Below are 13,808 nucleotides of genomic sequence, written 5' to 3' on the forward strand. Positions count from 1 at the left end.
GAAGTGTGGGAAATCGACAGAGCGAACTGTCGACTTTTACTTGACTGAATGCACTATGGCCTCGACCGCACGGACGTTGCGGTCACTGCCGGCCCTGCGCTCTTCCACACGAGGAGGAACGGCATTGTAGCGAACGGGCGCTACGACGAGCGCACGGGGCGCTTTACGGTCCTTGCTGGCTCGCAGGTCGACCTCTCTCGACCCGTTCTCAAGAACGTTGGTGCCTCGGAAGCGAGGAAGGAGCTCCTCGGGGAGGCGTCGGGGGTGGCTACCCTTTGCGACGACGTGACCTTCGGCAGCCCGAGCTCGGCTGCGGTGTTCGTCCTCGGGGGGGAGCCAGAACGGCTGGACCGAGTGGGTAAACGAGGCGGGCGAGACTCTCGACGCCGCCTACAGGGGGAAGGGGAAAGAGACCCGATGAACAAGCAGCAGCTAGCCGCCCGGATCTGGGCGTCGGCCAACGAGATGCGCTCTAAGATCGAGGCGAGCGAGTACAAGGACTACATCCTCGGCTTCATCTTCTACAAGTTCCTCTCGGACCGCGAGGAGCAGTTCCTGCTCAAGAACGGCTTCGACAGTGAGAGCATGGAGACGGTCAGGGAGGATGACCCCGAGACCCTCTCCTACGTCCAGAACAACCTTGGCTACTTCATCTCGTACGACGACCTGTACTCGACGTGGCTCGCCTAGGGCTCGGACTTCGACGTCTCGGACGTGAGGGACGCTCTCTCCGCCTTTTCGCGCCTCATCAAGCCGTCACACAGGAACGTGTTCGACAAGATCTTCGACACCCTCGAGACCGGCCTCTCGAAGCTGGGGGACACCTCCGGGGCGCAGACCAAGGCGATCGGCGCGCTCCTGCAGCTCATCCGGGACATCCCCATGGACGGCAAGCAGGGCTACGACGTGCTCGGCTACATCTACGAGTACCTGATCAGCAACTTCGCCGCCAACGCCGGCAAGAAGGCCGGCGAGTTCTACACCCCGCACGAGGTCTCCGTCCTCATCTCCCGGATCGTGGCACAGAACCTGGCGGGCCGCGGCGAGGTCACCGTATACGACCCGACCTCCGGCTCGGGCTCGCTGCTTATCACCATCGGCGAGGCGGTCGCACGGCAGCAGGGCTACCGCGGGTCCATCAAGTACTACGCCCAGGAGCTCAAGGAGAACACCTACAACCTAACGCGCATGAACCTCGTGATGCGCGGCATCGCGCCGGACAACATCGTGTGCCGCTGTGGCGACACGCTCGAGGACGACTGGCCGTGGTTCGAGGAGGGGCACCCCGAGTCCTACGAGCCGCTCTTCGTGGACGCGGTCGTCTCGAACCCGCCGTACTCCCAGCGCTGGGACCCCGAGGGCAAGGACTCCGACAGGCGCTTCGACGGCTACGGCGTCGCCCCCAAGAGCAAGGCCGACTACGCCTTCCTCCTGCACGACCTCTACCACCTGAAGCCGGACGGCGTGATGTGCATCGTCCTGCCGCATGGCGTGCTGTTCCGCGGCGGCGAGGAGGAGAAGATCCGCACCGCGCTCGTGGAGAACGAGAACATCGACGCCATCATCGGCCTCCCCGCCAACATCTTCTTCGGCACGGGGATCCCCACGATCGTGATGGTGCTCAAGAAGCGCCGTCAAAGCGACGACGTGCTCATCATCGACGCCTCGAAGGGCTTCGTGAAGGACGGCAAGAACAACAGGCTCCGCGCCTGCGACATTCGCCGCATCGTTGACGCCTACCAAAGCCATAAGGATGTCGAGCGCTTCTGCCGCGTTGTCCCAAAGCAGGAGATCCGCGACAACGGCTACAACCTCAACATCCCACGCTACGTTGACTCGTCAGAGGCTCCCGAGACCTGGGACATCTACGCGACGATGTTCGGCGGCATTCCCGTCGCCGAGGTCGATGCGCTCGGGCACTACTGGGACGCGCTGCCCGGCCTGCGCGACGAGCTCTTCGAGTCGGCTGGCGGCGCGACCGTTCGCCTCAGGCCCGAGGACGTGGGTGAGACCGTGAGGAGCAGCCCCGCCGTGCGCGGGTACCTGGACTCCTACGACGCGCGGTTCTCCGACTTCGGACAGTGGCTCTATGACGAGCTCGTCGACGAGTCCTCGCTCGTCAATCTGCCGACCGAGGAGGACGGGCTCGCCCGGGAGATCTTCGACAGGCTCGGGGGCGAGAAGCTGGTGGACCCCTATGACGCCTACCAGGTCCTCGACGACTCCTGGCAGGGCATCGAGGCCGACCTCGAGGCCATCCAGACCGAGGGCTTCGACGCCGTCAAGAGGGTCGACCCAAACATGGTGACGAAGAAAAAGGGCGGCAAGGAGGTGGAGGTGCAGGATGGCTGGCGCGGCCACGTGCTGCCCTTCGACCTCGTCCAGCGTGAGCTTCTCGCCGACGACCTGCGCGCTCTCGACTCCATCAGCGACCGCATGGCGGCCATCGACGGGGAGCTTTCTGAGATAGTCGAGGGCCTCACGGAGGACGACAAGGCTGCCCTCGGCGAAGCGCTCAACGATGCGGGCGACGCCTTTGTTGCCTCAAAGCTCAGGAAGGCGGTCAACGAGCTGCGCTCCGATGGCGACGAGGACGAGCTTGCCGACCAGGTCGATAAGGCCCGGTCCCTGCTCGAGGAGCAGAAGGCTGCGAAGAAGGAGCACAAGAGCCTCTCCGCGAGGCTCGAGGCAAGCACCAAGAGCACGATTGAAGGGCTTTCCGACCAACAGGCACGCGAGCTTTTGGATGCCAAGTGGAACCGTCCCGTCGAGGACGGAATCGCCGCACTCTCTCGCGCCGAGATCGATTGCCTCGTTGACAGGGTCAGGAACCTCTCCAAGAAGTACGAGACGACGTTCGCCGAGGTGGACGAGCAGATTCGCGAAGAGGAGAGCCATCTCTCGCAGATGCTTGGACAGCTTACGGGTAACGAGTGCGACATGGCCGGCATTCACGAGCTCATGGACCTTCTGGGGGGCGAGGCTCGATGAGTGGCAATGACCCGGCTATCCGCTTCGCCGGATTCACTGAACCTTGGGAACAGCGTAAGTTCGGCGAAACGTTCACCTTCCTTGGCAACAACACGCTCTCCCGTGCGGAGCTGAGCATGGTGGAAGGAGCTTGCCTAGATATCCATTACGGTGATGTGCTCATCAAGTATGGCGAGGTGTTGGACGCTGGCGGAGGCCGGATTCCTCGTATCGCTGACGACCAGAAGGCATCCTCGCTGAGTTGCCCTCCGTTACAAGACGGCGATGTGGTAATCGCGGACACGGCCGAGGACGAGGCGGTCGGTAAGTGCTCTGAGCTGCGCAACGTCGAGGACAAAACTATCTTTTCGGGATTGCACACGATGCCGTGCAGGCCCATCGAGGCGTTTGCTCCAGGCTACCTCGGCTTCTATATAAACTCCGATGCGTTTCGCACGCAGCTCCTGCCTCTGATGCAAGGAATCAAGGTCATCTCGGTGTCGAGGTCAGCCATCGAGGACACCGATGTGTGTTACCCGTCGTTGCCTGAGCAGAAAGCAATAGGCTCACTATTTTCAGACCTCGACAACCTCATCACCCTTCATCAGCGAGAGCCGCCCTATTGACTTACGCTGACAATCAGACGAGGCTGGTGAGGGAGCGCATCACCAGGTCTACGTCCTTGTTCTCCAGCTCCTGGATGATATGGAGATAGGTCTTCTCAGTTGTGTTCATGCTGGCGTGGCCTAGCCTCTTCGCGACGCTCGCTATTGACACCCCTGCGAAGAGGAGCAGGGAGGCGTGCGTGTGCCGCAATCCGTGAATCGTGATCACCGGTACCCCTGACTTCTTGCATAGCCTCGCGAGGGTGTTGTTCGCTGTCGAGTTGTAGACCTTCTCGTTCTCTTTGACAAAAATGGGACATTCTTCCGGGAGGTCCTTTACCAGGACGGAAAACTGAACTATCAGCTGCCAGTCAATCTGGACCTTCCTCACGGAGGACCTGTTTTTTGTCGGCACGAAGCCCCCGCCGTTCTTGTAGTCCCAAGTCTTGTTCACCGAAAGCGTCTGCCTGGTGAAGTTGAAGTCTGCGGGGGTGATTGCGAGCGCCTCGGAAAACCGCAGCCCGGTCTTTGCGACCAGAAGGATGAACCACTCCCAGCTGATCTCTGACCCCAAATCGAGCCCGGCGAGCAACCGATGGAGCTCGAACTGGTTGAGATAGCGATTCTTTTTCGGGCGTGGTGGCTTTCCCTTGACAATTGCCTTCCTGGTTGGGTCTCTGGGCACGAGCCCATCATCGACCGCATCGAGCACTGCGCCCTTTAGCAGGTGGTGGAAGTCCATCGTGGTCTGCCGCTCGTGCTCCTTCGCGTACCCGTTTAGGATCCTCTGGTAGGAGATTCGATCAAGCTCCGATAGCTTCATGTCTGGCGCAAGTCTCTCTATCCAGGTATGGGCGAGATGGTACTTGTTGAGCGTCACTTGCCTTACTGCGTTCTCCTTGTATACGGATATCCATTCCTTGTAGTAGTTGCAGAACAGGTCGTTGCCGGAAAGGTCATTAAGCATCGTTCACCTCGATAACGCTTGCAGGGCGACTCTCTTCTTATGGATAAAATCAGCAGGATCGGGAAGGTGCAACAATGCATTCATGGCATTCATGACCTGGCCGGACAAGGACGCGCGCGGAGGCCGAGCGGAGCTCTTGCACAAGGGAACGCTGACAGTGCTTGAGGCCTAGCGGCATGCCCTAGCGGCGAAACGTACTCTTCTAAACGGCACGTGCAAGCTGAACTAATGAGGAGGACAGCATGAAGAAGGACCTTGGAAGCGCAGGCGAGCTCTTTCCGCAGTCGGTGTTCATTGTTGCGAGCTACGGCGAGGACGGTACCCCCAACGCTATGAACACGGCATGGGCGGGGGAGTGCGGCGACAACGAGATCTGCCTCAACATCGGGAACCACAAGTCGACGGCAAACATTGTGGCAAGGCGCGCCTTCACGGTGGCACCGGCCGACGTTGCCCACGTGGTGGAGGCTGACTACTTTGGCATCGCCACCGGCAACAAGGTGGACAAGGCCGCCGCGTCTGGCATGACCTTTGTCAAGTCTGAGTATGTGGACGCGCCCGTGATCGAGGAGTTCCCCCTGATCATGGAGTGCGAGGTCACAGACGTCCAGGGAGACGAGCATGGCGCGCGCATCGTTGGACGCGTCGTGAACACTCGCGTGGACGAGTCGATCCTCGACGACGAGGGACGCGTCGACTTTGGCAAGATGCGCCCGATTATCTATGACAGCACGAGGCGCATCTACCGCGTTGTTGGCGAGGAGGTCGGCGGCGCCTGGAACGCTGGTAAGAAGTTGTTGTAGCCAGCAGACCACGAGATAAAAATGAGGCGGAGGCGCCGGCGCGTATCCGCCATATAACACTTTTTGGGCTTTGCGGTCAGGCGCACAATGCGCGACCGGCACCAACGGTTCGTTGCTAGCTAGCGACAATTGCTGGCTAATTAATGTCGCGTCCCAATCGTATAGTCACGCCATCCGTTGTCGAAGGAAAGGCGGATGGCGATGGGTGGCAAGAAGAAGCCCCGAACACGGTTTATCTGCTGGAACTGTGGACAGGCGGTGCCCCTCAAGTTCAGCGGGCAGGCATGCCCCAACTGTGGCGCGCCGCTGACGCCGGCAGCTTACGACGCCCGGGCACACGAGCTCGCCAAACAGAGGGCCCAGGTCGAGCGCGAGCTTAACAGGCTCCAGGCACAGCTTGATTCGGCAACCAAGAAGAACACCCGGTGGGGGATCTTCAAGAACTTCCGTTTCCTGCCCTCGCGACGCGCCATGGACGAGCTTCTGCTGCAAATCCAGCCGCTCAAGCAGCAGATTGAAGACTTCTCACGTAAAGGGCGCTTCGCGTCGGAGCGCTACTACGTGAGCGAATGGTTCCGTCAGTCACGACGCTTTTTGCGAGAAGACATCCTTGATGCTCGGGAGAAGTCAAACAACCCCTTCAAGATGCCTTACTACGACCAGAGTGGCGTTTTCCACATGGCCCCAGACAGGGGTAACGCCTGGAAGCGTGGCGAGTATGGCGAGTACGTCGTGTTCAGCCTCCTCTCCGATGCGATTGATGCCGGTCTGCTCGGACATGCTCGGCTTCTGTGGCACCTCTACGTTCCCGTGAGGCAACGCTTGGTAATGCGTCGTGTTGCCACAGTCGAGAGCACCGATGAAATCGATATTGCCCTTCTCACTACGCACGGGCTGTACTCGATTGAGGTCAAGAGCCTCTATAGCTCTATTGAGGTGCGGCTTGACAATTGCAAGGATGCCTATTGTGTCACCGCTACCCCGGTCGGGCAGGACGGGCAGATCTTAACGAACGGCATCACGATTGACATGGGGGTAGCCCAAAACACGGCTCACGTGAGGGCGCTGAGGACAGAGTTGGACGGTCTCGTTGCCCCCCAGCGTATTTTCAACGTGACAACCTATGCAAATCAATGCGGCTTTGAGATGCATGCGCCTCAGGGCTTTCGGTACGCGTACGTTACAACGACAAGCGATTGCCCAGAGAATATCGTCGAGGTTATTTGTCGCATTGAGCAGAAGGTAGCGGCATGTTGGACTAACGCCGAGGTTGACGTTCTTGCGGAACGGTTGGCCATCTCCTATACCGATTCTGATGGGTCGAAGCGGGCCAATCATGCAAAGGCGTTGTCAACAGCGCGTCATTCAGTTGCCGATTCCCCAAAGCCCCACAAGAAGCGCGCTCACAAGCTCAAGACAAAGGCGCAGCCCAAGTACCAGAGTCGCAAATCACAGTTCATCGATGAGGACGTGCGGGACTACCTGAATGGAGACTACGATGACTAGGAAGTTGACAGAGCAATTGCGCTTTGTGGTTTAGGCATTGCCTAGTCCAGCCGGCTTATAAGGGCACCTTCAACCCCCGGGATTCTCGTTTGGCGTGATGCTCCGAGGGAATATGTAGGGGAGAGCCAACGAGCTTGGCTTCCTCTGGAAGACGGGAAGAGCTGGGGCAACTCCTCATGGGCAACGACAATCGCATGGACAAAGTCAAAGCATCGAGTCCATCTCCTGTAGCAACATGGATATCCGGCATCGTGCAGGAGTGGAACAGCCGGCAGTTTGGCGTGCATGCGTCCAGCGTGACCTACTTCTACTTCTTGGCTATCATTCCAATCTTTATCTTTATCTTTATCTTTATCTCGGTGCTCCTGCCCTTCACGGACATTGGGCAGAACGAGATAATCCAGGCTATCGACGCGGTTGTGCCAGACATCGTAAGCGACCTTCTGGATATGGTTGTGACCGAAGCCTTCCAGCAAGCCTCGGCCCTCATCCCTCTTTCGGTGGTGACCCTCCTGTGGACCTCGATACAGGGGAACATGGCTCTGCTGCGGGGCATGGACAGCGCCTACAACGAGGAGGAGACCCGTCCCTACTGGATGAGGCTCCTCATCTCCTTTGTCTGGACGACCGTCCTTCTGCTGGTCTTTCTCACCCTCATGCTTCTTGTCTTCAGCGGGAAGATCAGAGAGTTTGCCGAGACCTATCTGCCTGGCTACCACCTTCCTTTCCGGCTGCTGGACTTCTCGGCCCTGCGCATTGTCCTCTCCATGGTCATTGCCTGGCTTTTCATTGCCGCCACGTACTGGTTCATGCCAAACGGAAAGAGGCGCTTCCAGGACCAGCTGCTGGGCGCCGCGCTTGTTGCTGTTGCTTGGTTCGTACTCTCCGAGGTCTTCTCGGTCTACGTGAACCATGTGAACAAGTTCACGGCCTTCTACGGGACGCTCGGCACCTTTGCAATCTCGCTCTTCTGGATGTACTGCTTCTTCTACATACTGCTTGTCGGCGGCTTTGTGAACTGCTTCTTCGAGAAGGAAATCGGGCAGCTGATGAATCACATTGGCTCTCGTGCCTTCTGGATTGTGAGGAGGATTCGCCGCAGGGTCCGGAAGGAAGGCCGCTAGGCCTTTGCCGGGTGGCCCTTTCGCTTGATTTGGAGTGGGAGCTGGGAGAGTGTCTTCAGGATGTTCTCGGCATCCGCCTGAGCCCTGGCCTTCTCTTCTGGTGTGAAGCCTGCCGTTTCGAATGCCTCGTCGGCTGCGGCCTGGTAGTTGCGCTTGTGCTTCTTGTTGAGGTCATTCCAGTCGACGCCAGTAAGCTTCTCCGCGAGCTTCCTGTCGTAGGGGAGCCGTCCCTCTTTCATCATGACCGCAATGACGGGGTAGCCGGCATAGCCCTGCCAGTAGCTTGCACTGTCGTTGGAGGCATAGGTGTCTCCATCCCAGGTGACGGTGTAGCGCTTTGCCCCGTTCGAGGAGGTCACCGACGCCTCCTGATCGCCCATCTCGACGCGCCCGTCCGCCAGGGCGGACCAGGCCTCATACACCTTCTGGAGGGGTGGTAGCTTCTCCATCGATTCTTCTCTCTGGATATCGACTTGGGCCCGTAGGGCCGCTTGTACATCACCCATCTTAGGGTTGCTTCCCGCCTTAAATCGCGAAATAGCGATGCAATCTTGGTAGTACGACGGCGTAACTTTGCTGCTCCAACGAGGAAACCATCGCTATGTACCGTATGAGAAGACAAGAAACCGCATAACGGTACATAAGGTTGGGCCCGAACGATGCGTCAACCCCATGCGGTGGATTGTCAACCGGGTTGGAGAGGCTCAAGAAAGGGAGATGGAAGATGGAAGACATCGTCACCGTCGCAGTCGTCAATTTCGAGCCCACGTGGGGAGACACGCATGCAAACTGCAATCGCATGATTGGCTACATGCGCACTGCGTCCAAGCGCGGGGCAGATATCGTCGTCTTTCCAGAGACGGCGCTCTCCGGATACGACGTTGATGCAGACCACGAGGGTGACGCCCAGATGCATCGGCAGGTTGCGGAGTCCGTCGACGGCCCCTGCGCAAAGGCCTTCGCGTCTGCGGCAAAGGAATACGGGCTCTATGCCGTCTATGGTGCCCCAGAGCGCGACGGTAACGCGGTCTACAACGCCGCTTTCGTTGTCTCCCCGGAAGGCGAGGTCGTGGGTACCTATCGCAAGTTGCACCTGCCCTTCAAGGAGGCCAAGTGGGCCGAGAGGGGCCAAGAGCCCTTCATGTTTGACACCCCGTGGGGCCCTGTTGGCGTGAGCATCTGCTATGACACGTACGTCTTTGGCGAAATCATGCGCTACTACCGCGCATCTGGCTGCCGCCTGATCATCAACTGCACCGCGGTCGACGAGTTCGTGACGGCAGAGAACGTTCGCACCGCAGTCGAGTACCTGAGTGCCACCAACAATGTCTACATTGCGTCCGCCAATTGCATTGGGTGCATCCGAGAGAACGCGATGCTCGGCGGCAGCCACATTGTTGGTCCCTCGAGTCACGTGCCCGCAATCCATTACTACGCTGGTCAGCCGTTTGGTGCGAAGGGCTCAGACGAGCAGGAGATGTTCCTGGGAACCCTCGATCTCTCGTACGTTAACAAGAGCTTCCTGGCTCAGCAGTGGGCGGATAAGAACCCCGATTTCACGCCGGGCCGTTACATCGACATGTATAAAAAGCTTGCCAACATGGACAAGTTTGCCTCCCGGTAACGACTCTTACCAGGGCGTATGTAGCAGAGAGGAACGCACATGAAGGGAACTGTCCAAGATACTTCTCAAACCGATGGCGGCGTTGCTCCGGTCCTCGTGCTTGTTGTTACGCTCGTCGCAATGACCGCCGGTTCGGTCTACATGAACAAGGTATCTCCCGTGCTCACGAACATGGTGAGCGACCTTGGAATTACCACGGCCGACGCTGGGATGCTCATCTCGATATTCACGCTCTCGGGTATCTTCCTTTCGATTCCCATGGGAGTGCTTACCACCAAGTACGGCGCCTACCGCGCGGGCATCTTCTCGCTTGCGGCACTTGTCGTAGGCTCCGCCGTGGGCGCAGTTGCGACCACCTATCCGCTCATGCTCGCCAGCAGGTTCATTGAGGGCATTGGCCTCATGTTCTTAGCGACCATTGGGCCCTCGATAGTTGGTGGCGCTTTCTCTAACGAGAAGCGCGGTACGGCCATGGGTATCCTCATGTGCTTCATGGCCATCGGGCAGATTCTCGATCTCAACCTTGCCCCCATCATGGCAGAGGCGGGTTCTTGGAGGAGCTTCTGGTGGTTGAGCACAGGCCTTGCAGCTGTTGGCCTGGTGCTTTGGGTGGTTGTTATCCGTGGGGTGCCGTCTGCCATGGACACTCCGCCTGCGGTCTCGGGCGAGAGGGGAGAGGCCGGATTTGCGCTGGGCCAGGTTCTGCGCAACGGTGGGGTGTGGCTTGTGGCTGCGGCGTTCTTTACCTTCATGGTCGCGCACATGGGAGCCTTCAACTTCCTGCCTACCTTCCTCACCGAGGTTGGCGGCGTGTCCTCGACCACCGCGGGCTCACTTACCAGCATTGCAAGCGTCATCGGCATCCCGGTGGGAGTTGTGGGCGGCATCATTGCCGACAAGGTTGGCTCGCGCAAGTGGCCACTGGCGGTGGCACTTGGGCTTCTCGGCGTGCTGCTCCTGCTCATTCCCGTGTTTCCCAGCGCTTCCTACGCGCCGATGATGGTGCTTTACGGCTGCGTGTCGATGGAGGAAGCGGGCTACTGCAAGACGGGAGCGTCCGAGGTTGTCGAGCCCGCGTTGCGAAGCACGTCGACCGCTGTCGTCAACACCGCGCAGTGGGCCGGAGCGTTCCTCGGCTCCACCGTGTTTGGCGTCTGCCTGGGCTCGGTTGGCTGGAATGCCTCGTTTGCAATCATGGCGGTGGTTGCTTTTGTCGGCGCCGTGGCGACCGTCCTCAACAGGAGGCTCCGCTAGGCCTGGCTGGCGATGGCGTCTCGCGCCGCAGCCGAGAGTGCCGAGAGGTACCTTTCTCGGTTTGCCCGCATGCGCTCGGATGGTCCGGCTATGGTTACCGCGCCGAGCATCACGCCGTCTACGTTGAGAGGGCAGGCATACGTGGTTAGGCCAATCTCGCACTCCTCGTCGCTCTGCGCCCAGCCTTGCTCGCGTATGCGGCCAAGCTCCTTTCGGAACTCGTCCGGAGAGGTAATGGCCTTTGGGGTGACCTGCTCGAGGCGGCCGGTTTCGAGGTACTCATCGATTGTCTCTGGGGCTGACCAAGCGAGGAAGACCTTTCCCGCCGACGTCACGTGCGCGTCCATGGTGACGCCCACCGCGGAGCCCATGTGGATGGTCGCACTGCCTGTGACCTTATCCACAAAGGTGATGTGACGCGTTCCCTGGGGAACGCACAGGTGCGTGGTCTCGCCCGTCTCGCGGGCAACGCGCTCGAGGTAGGGGTGCACGGCTCGTACCAGCTCGTCATTGGAGAGGGAGATCTGACCCATGGCGATGAGGCGGCAGCCAAGATGGTACCGGGCGCCGGCGTCCTTGCGGATTATCTGATGTCGCTGGAGCGTATAGAGAAGGCGGTACGTGGAGCTTCGACCCAAAGAGAGCCTTGAGGCGATGTCTGCGAGCCCCAGGCCATCCGACTCGCAGAGGAGGTCGACGATGGAAAGTGCGTTGTCAACCGACTGCAGGAGGTACGTGTCATCTTTGCTCGGGCGGTTCAGGATGGTTCCTTCCAATAGGTGCAACTGTTTGGCCAATGCCCCTTGAGCTGGGGCAATTGACCACTCGATTTTATACTCCGTGCACCAAACGTAGCATGATGCGAAATCTTGAGATTCCATAATGCGGAAATACGACGTTCGACCAGCTCGTATGCCAGCAACAACAAGTACGAAGGAGAGGAACATGAGCATGATTTATCCCAAGGTCAAGGTGGCCGCGGTGCAATATGCGCCCAAGATGCTCGACCTGGACGCCTCGATTGCCCACGCTTGCGACATGATTCGCGAGGCAGGGACAAACGGTGCCAACGTGATCGCGTTCCCCGAGGCGGCCATTCCCGGATATCCCTGGTGGATTTGGATGAGCGATCCCGGCTCGGGCATGAAGTACTACGCGCGGCTGTTCCAGAATGCCGTTGAGATTCCCTCGCCTGCGGTGCAGCGGCTGAGCCAGGCGGCCCGCGACGCCAGCGCCTACGTGTGCATCTCCGTCACCGAGCGCGAGCTGGGGTCGCTGTACCTCACCCAGCTCTGGTTTGACCCCACGGGTGCGCTTGTGGGCAAGCACCGCAAGCTTAAGGCGACCAACGCGGAGATGACCATCTGGGGTGACGGTGACACTTCGCTCATGCCTGTGCTTGACACCGAGTATGGCGAGCTGGGCGGTCTCCAATGCTGGGAGCACTACATCCCGCTGAACGTTGCCACCATGGGCGCCACGGGAGAGCAGATCCACGTGAGCTCCTGGCCAATTGGCCTTGCGGATCCCACGCACCCCTTTGCAGACCAGCAGTGCATCAACGCGGCGCTCTACTATGCGGTCTCCAACGGTACCTTCACCCTGGTGGCGTCGCAAATCTGGACCGAGGAGCAGGCCGACGTCATTTGTGACACGGACGATCAGCGCGCCATGATGGAGGTGGGTCATGGCTTCACCCGAATCATCGGGCCTAACGGTTGCGTCTTGTCCCAGCTTCCCACCGATGAGGAGGGCATCTGCTACGCCGACGTGGATTTGGCGGACGCCATTCCGGTCAAGTACTTCATCGATACCGCGGGCCACTACAGCACGCCCGGCATGATGCAGCTCTACGTGGACCAGTCCGAGCACAAGTCGGTGCACCTGGAGGGCGGGCGTCCCCAGAAGACGCTGAGCTACGAGGAGCTCCAGTTCGAAGGCGAGAAGGCCGAGTAGCGGCGAGAGGGGCCCGGGCGCGTTGCCCTGGTGCGGAGTCCAGGCGCGTTGGCCTGGGCCCCTCTTCCTTCCCTTCGTTCGGGCGGAGAATGGCTTAGTGCGGCCCGAGGACATCTCGAGCCCGTGAGCCTGGAGGAGCTCTGCCGCAAGAGTGAAATCGTGAGCATTCACGTTCCTCTCTCGGATGCCACGCGCCACATGGTTAACGCGGAAGTGTTCCGGCTCATGAAGAGAAGCGCGGTCCTGATAAACACCTCACGCGGAGCCGTTGTGGACGAGAAGCAACTGGTTGAGGCACTCGCAAGTGGTCAGATCTTCGACGCGTGCCTGGACGTCTACGAGAACGAAACCCTTGGGCAGGACAGTCCGCTGCGCGAGATGGACCAGGTCATCCTCACGCCCCACACGGCGGGCCTGCCGGACGGGGCCAAGTTCCACAAGAAGCGCTACGAGTTCTTTGCGAGCAACATTCGTAAGGTCATGGCGGGCGAACGCCCGAACTGCTGGCTGAACGAGCCGTAGGGGAGAGCGATCAGCAGTTTTTGCTCTCCGAGCCAAGTTCCTCTATCGCATGTGCAACCAGCAGATCAAGATCTTCTTGGCTAATCTTTATCACGTAGAGCCCTGCATCATCAGCTGCTGGTTGAGGAAAGTAGTACTTGTAAGAGTCCTTATATCGCATATGCAGTACTTGTTCGTCAGCACGACGTTTGAGCAGCTGCTCGTAGACCAAATCTTCTGTCAATCGTAGTATGGAATCATATTGGCGAGCCTCATCGTGGCTTGGAAAGTCAAGGCCAAGTGGCTCTTTACCTGTAACGCACCGCAATGCTCGTATTCCAATGGCGTACTTGTCTGACTCCTCGGGCTTTAATTGCGAAAATTCAAAATCAATCATGGCCACGCTTCGGTCATCGATGTCATGAGTTTCTGAATAGTCGATGCGCGATAGTGTCTCGTCGACTCTCCGGAAGACGTCTATGACCACGCTCGTTTCTC

General features: G+C 59.3%; 14 protein-coding genes and 1 pseudogene. 11 read left to right on the forward strand and 4 right to left on the reverse strand.

Features of this window, described 5'->3' with window-relative positions; translation table 11 throughout:
• Positions 1-48: 48 nt before the first annotated feature.
• The 4 genes and pseudogenes from NVS32_RS11125 to NVS32_RS10755 all read left to right on the forward strand — a co-directional run.
• Positions 49-321 (forward strand): annotated as a pseudogene (locus NVS32_RS11125) (GIY-YIG nuclease family protein); the annotation flags it as partial.
• Positions 322-417: 96 nt separating this feature from the next.
• On the forward strand, positions 418-690 hold the full coding sequence (locus NVS32_RS10745; RefSeq protein WP_258499815.1) for a type I restriction-modification system subunit M N-terminal domain-containing protein: 273 nt from the start codon (positions 418-420) through the stop codon (positions 688-690).
• A gap of 24 nt (positions 691-714) precedes the next feature.
• Positions 715-2,991, forward strand: a complete 2,277-nt coding sequence (locus NVS32_RS10750; RefSeq protein ID WP_258499816.1) for a type I restriction-modification system subunit M — start codon at positions 715-717, stop codon at positions 2,989-2,991.
• The gene (locus NVS32_RS10755) at positions 2,988-3,596 is read left to right on the forward strand and encodes a restriction endonuclease subunit S domain-containing protein (RefSeq protein WP_258499817.1); all 609 of its coding nucleotides are present in this window, start codon (positions 2,988-2,990) and stop codon (positions 3,594-3,596) included. The genes NVS32_RS10750 and NVS32_RS10755 overlap by 4 nt, the downstream gene beginning before the upstream one ends.
• Before the next feature lie 13 nt (positions 3,597-3,609).
• On the opposite strand, the gene NVS32_RS10760 is transcribed toward NVS32_RS10755, so the two are convergent.
• The gene (locus NVS32_RS10760; protein ID WP_258499818.1) at positions 3,610-4,542 is read right to left on the reverse strand and encodes a site-specific integrase; all 933 of its coding nucleotides are present in this window, start codon (positions 4,540-4,542) and stop codon (positions 3,610-3,612) included.
• Between the two features lie 242 nt (positions 4,543-4,784).
• Between NVS32_RS10760 and NVS32_RS10765 the strand changes: the two genes are divergently transcribed.
• The 3 genes from NVS32_RS10765 (at position 4,785) to NVS32_RS10775 (ending at position 7,975) form a co-directional block, all read left to right on the forward strand.
• Positions 4,785-5,345 carry a flavin reductase family protein gene (locus NVS32_RS10765; RefSeq protein WP_258499819.1) on the forward strand — a complete coding sequence of 187 codons (561 nt, stop codon included), beginning with the start codon at positions 4,785-4,787 and terminating at the stop codon, positions 5,343-5,345.
• Between the two features lie 201 nt (positions 5,346-5,546).
• Positions 5,547-6,851: a nuclease-related domain-containing protein gene (locus NVS32_RS10770; RefSeq protein ID WP_258499820.1), complete on the forward strand. Its 1,305-nt coding sequence runs from the start codon at positions 5,547-5,549 to the stop codon at positions 6,849-6,851.
• 134 nt (positions 6,852-6,985) lie between these two features.
• Positions 6,986-7,975: a YihY/virulence factor BrkB family protein gene (locus NVS32_RS10775; protein ID WP_258499821.1), complete on the forward strand. Its 990-nt coding sequence runs from the start codon at positions 6,986-6,988 to the stop codon at positions 7,973-7,975.
• Here NVS32_RS10775 and NVS32_RS10780 read toward each other — a convergent pair.
• On the reverse strand, positions 7,972-8,424 hold the full coding sequence (locus tag NVS32_RS10780; RefSeq protein ID WP_258499822.1) for a UCP014422 family protein: 453 nt from the start codon (positions 8,422-8,424) through the stop codon (positions 7,972-7,974). The two genes, NVS32_RS10775 and NVS32_RS10780, sit on opposite strands and share 4 nt — an antisense overlap.
• Positions 8,425-8,699: 275 nt before the next feature.
• Here NVS32_RS10780 and NVS32_RS10785 point away from each other — a divergent pair, with 275 nt between their 5' ends.
• On the forward strand, positions 8,700-9,599 hold the full coding sequence (locus NVS32_RS10785) for a carbon-nitrogen hydrolase family protein (RefSeq protein ID WP_258499823.1): 900 nt from the start codon (positions 8,700-8,702) through the stop codon (positions 9,597-9,599).
• A gap of 39 nt (positions 9,600-9,638) precedes the next feature.
• Positions 9,639-10,853 (forward strand): MFS transporter, encoded by a 1,215-nt coding sequence (locus NVS32_RS10790; protein WP_258499824.1) that lies wholly within the window; start codon positions 9,639-9,641, stop codon positions 10,851-10,853.
• Here NVS32_RS10790 and NVS32_RS10795 read toward each other — a convergent pair.
• Positions 10,850-11,629, reverse strand: a complete 780-nt coding sequence (locus NVS32_RS10795; protein ID WP_258499825.1) for an IclR family transcriptional regulator — start codon at positions 11,627-11,629, stop codon at positions 10,850-10,852. The genes NVS32_RS10790 and NVS32_RS10795 overlap by 4 nt on opposite strands.
• A 169-nt stretch (positions 11,630-11,798) precedes the next feature.
• Between NVS32_RS10795 and NVS32_RS10800 the strand changes: the two genes are divergently transcribed.
• A complete protein-coding gene (locus NVS32_RS10800; RefSeq protein WP_258499826.1) occupies positions 11,799-12,809 on the forward strand; it encodes a carbon-nitrogen hydrolase family protein in 1,011 nt (336 codons plus the stop codon).
• A 123-nt stretch (positions 12,810-12,932) separates the two neighbouring features.
• Positions 12,933-13,331: an NAD(P)-dependent oxidoreductase gene (locus tag NVS32_RS10805; RefSeq protein ID WP_258499827.1), complete on the forward strand. Its 399-nt coding sequence runs from the start codon at positions 12,933-12,935 to the stop codon at positions 13,329-13,331.
• Between the two features lie 10 nt (positions 13,332-13,341).
• On the opposite strand, the gene NVS32_RS10810 is transcribed toward NVS32_RS10805, so the two are convergent.
• Positions 13,342-13,797 carry a hypothetical protein gene (locus NVS32_RS10810; protein WP_258499828.1) on the reverse strand — a complete coding sequence of 152 codons (456 nt, stop codon included), beginning with the start codon at positions 13,795-13,797 and terminating at the stop codon, positions 13,342-13,344.
• Positions 13,798-13,808: the final 11 nt, after the last annotated feature.

This window comes from Tractidigestivibacter montrealensis, from assembly GCF_024741235.1.
Classification (GTDB): domain Bacteria; phylum Actinomycetota; class Coriobacteriia; order Coriobacteriales; family Atopobiaceae; genus Tractidigestivibacter; species Tractidigestivibacter montrealensis.

Bases quoted from the DNA above. Each gene is read 5' to 3' on its own strand.
- NVS32_RS10745 (WP_258499815.1), top strand. From the start codon at position 418: ATGAACAAGCAGCAGCTAGCCGCCCGGATCTGGGCGTCGGCCAACGAG.
- NVS32_RS10755 (WP_258499817.1), top strand. From the start codon at position 2,988: ATGAGTGGCAATGACCCGGCTATCCGCTTCGCCGGATTCACTGAACCT.
- NVS32_RS10760 (WP_258499818.1), bottom strand. From the start codon at position 4,542: ATGCTTAATGACCTTTCCGGCAACGACCTGTTCTGCAACTACTACAAG.
- NVS32_RS10765 (WP_258499819.1), top strand. From the start codon at position 4,785: ATGAAGAAGGACCTTGGAAGCGCAGGCGAGCTCTTTCCGCAGTCGGTG.
- NVS32_RS10770 (WP_258499820.1), top strand. From the start codon at position 5,547: ATGGGTGGCAAGAAGAAGCCCCGAACACGGTTTATCTGCTGGAACTGT.
- NVS32_RS10780 (WP_258499822.1), bottom strand. From the start codon at position 8,424: ATGGAGAAGCTACCACCCCTCCAGAAGGTGTATGAGGCCTGGTCCGCC.
- NVS32_RS10785 (WP_258499823.1), top strand. From the start codon at position 8,700: ATGGAAGACATCGTCACCGTCGCAGTCGTCAATTTCGAGCCCACGTGG.
- NVS32_RS10790 (WP_258499824.1), top strand. From the start codon at position 9,639: ATGAAGGGAACTGTCCAAGATACTTCTCAAACCGATGGCGGCGTTGCT.
- NVS32_RS10800 (WP_258499826.1), top strand. From the start codon at position 11,799: ATGAGCATGATTTATCCCAAGGTCAAGGTGGCCGCGGTGCAATATGCG.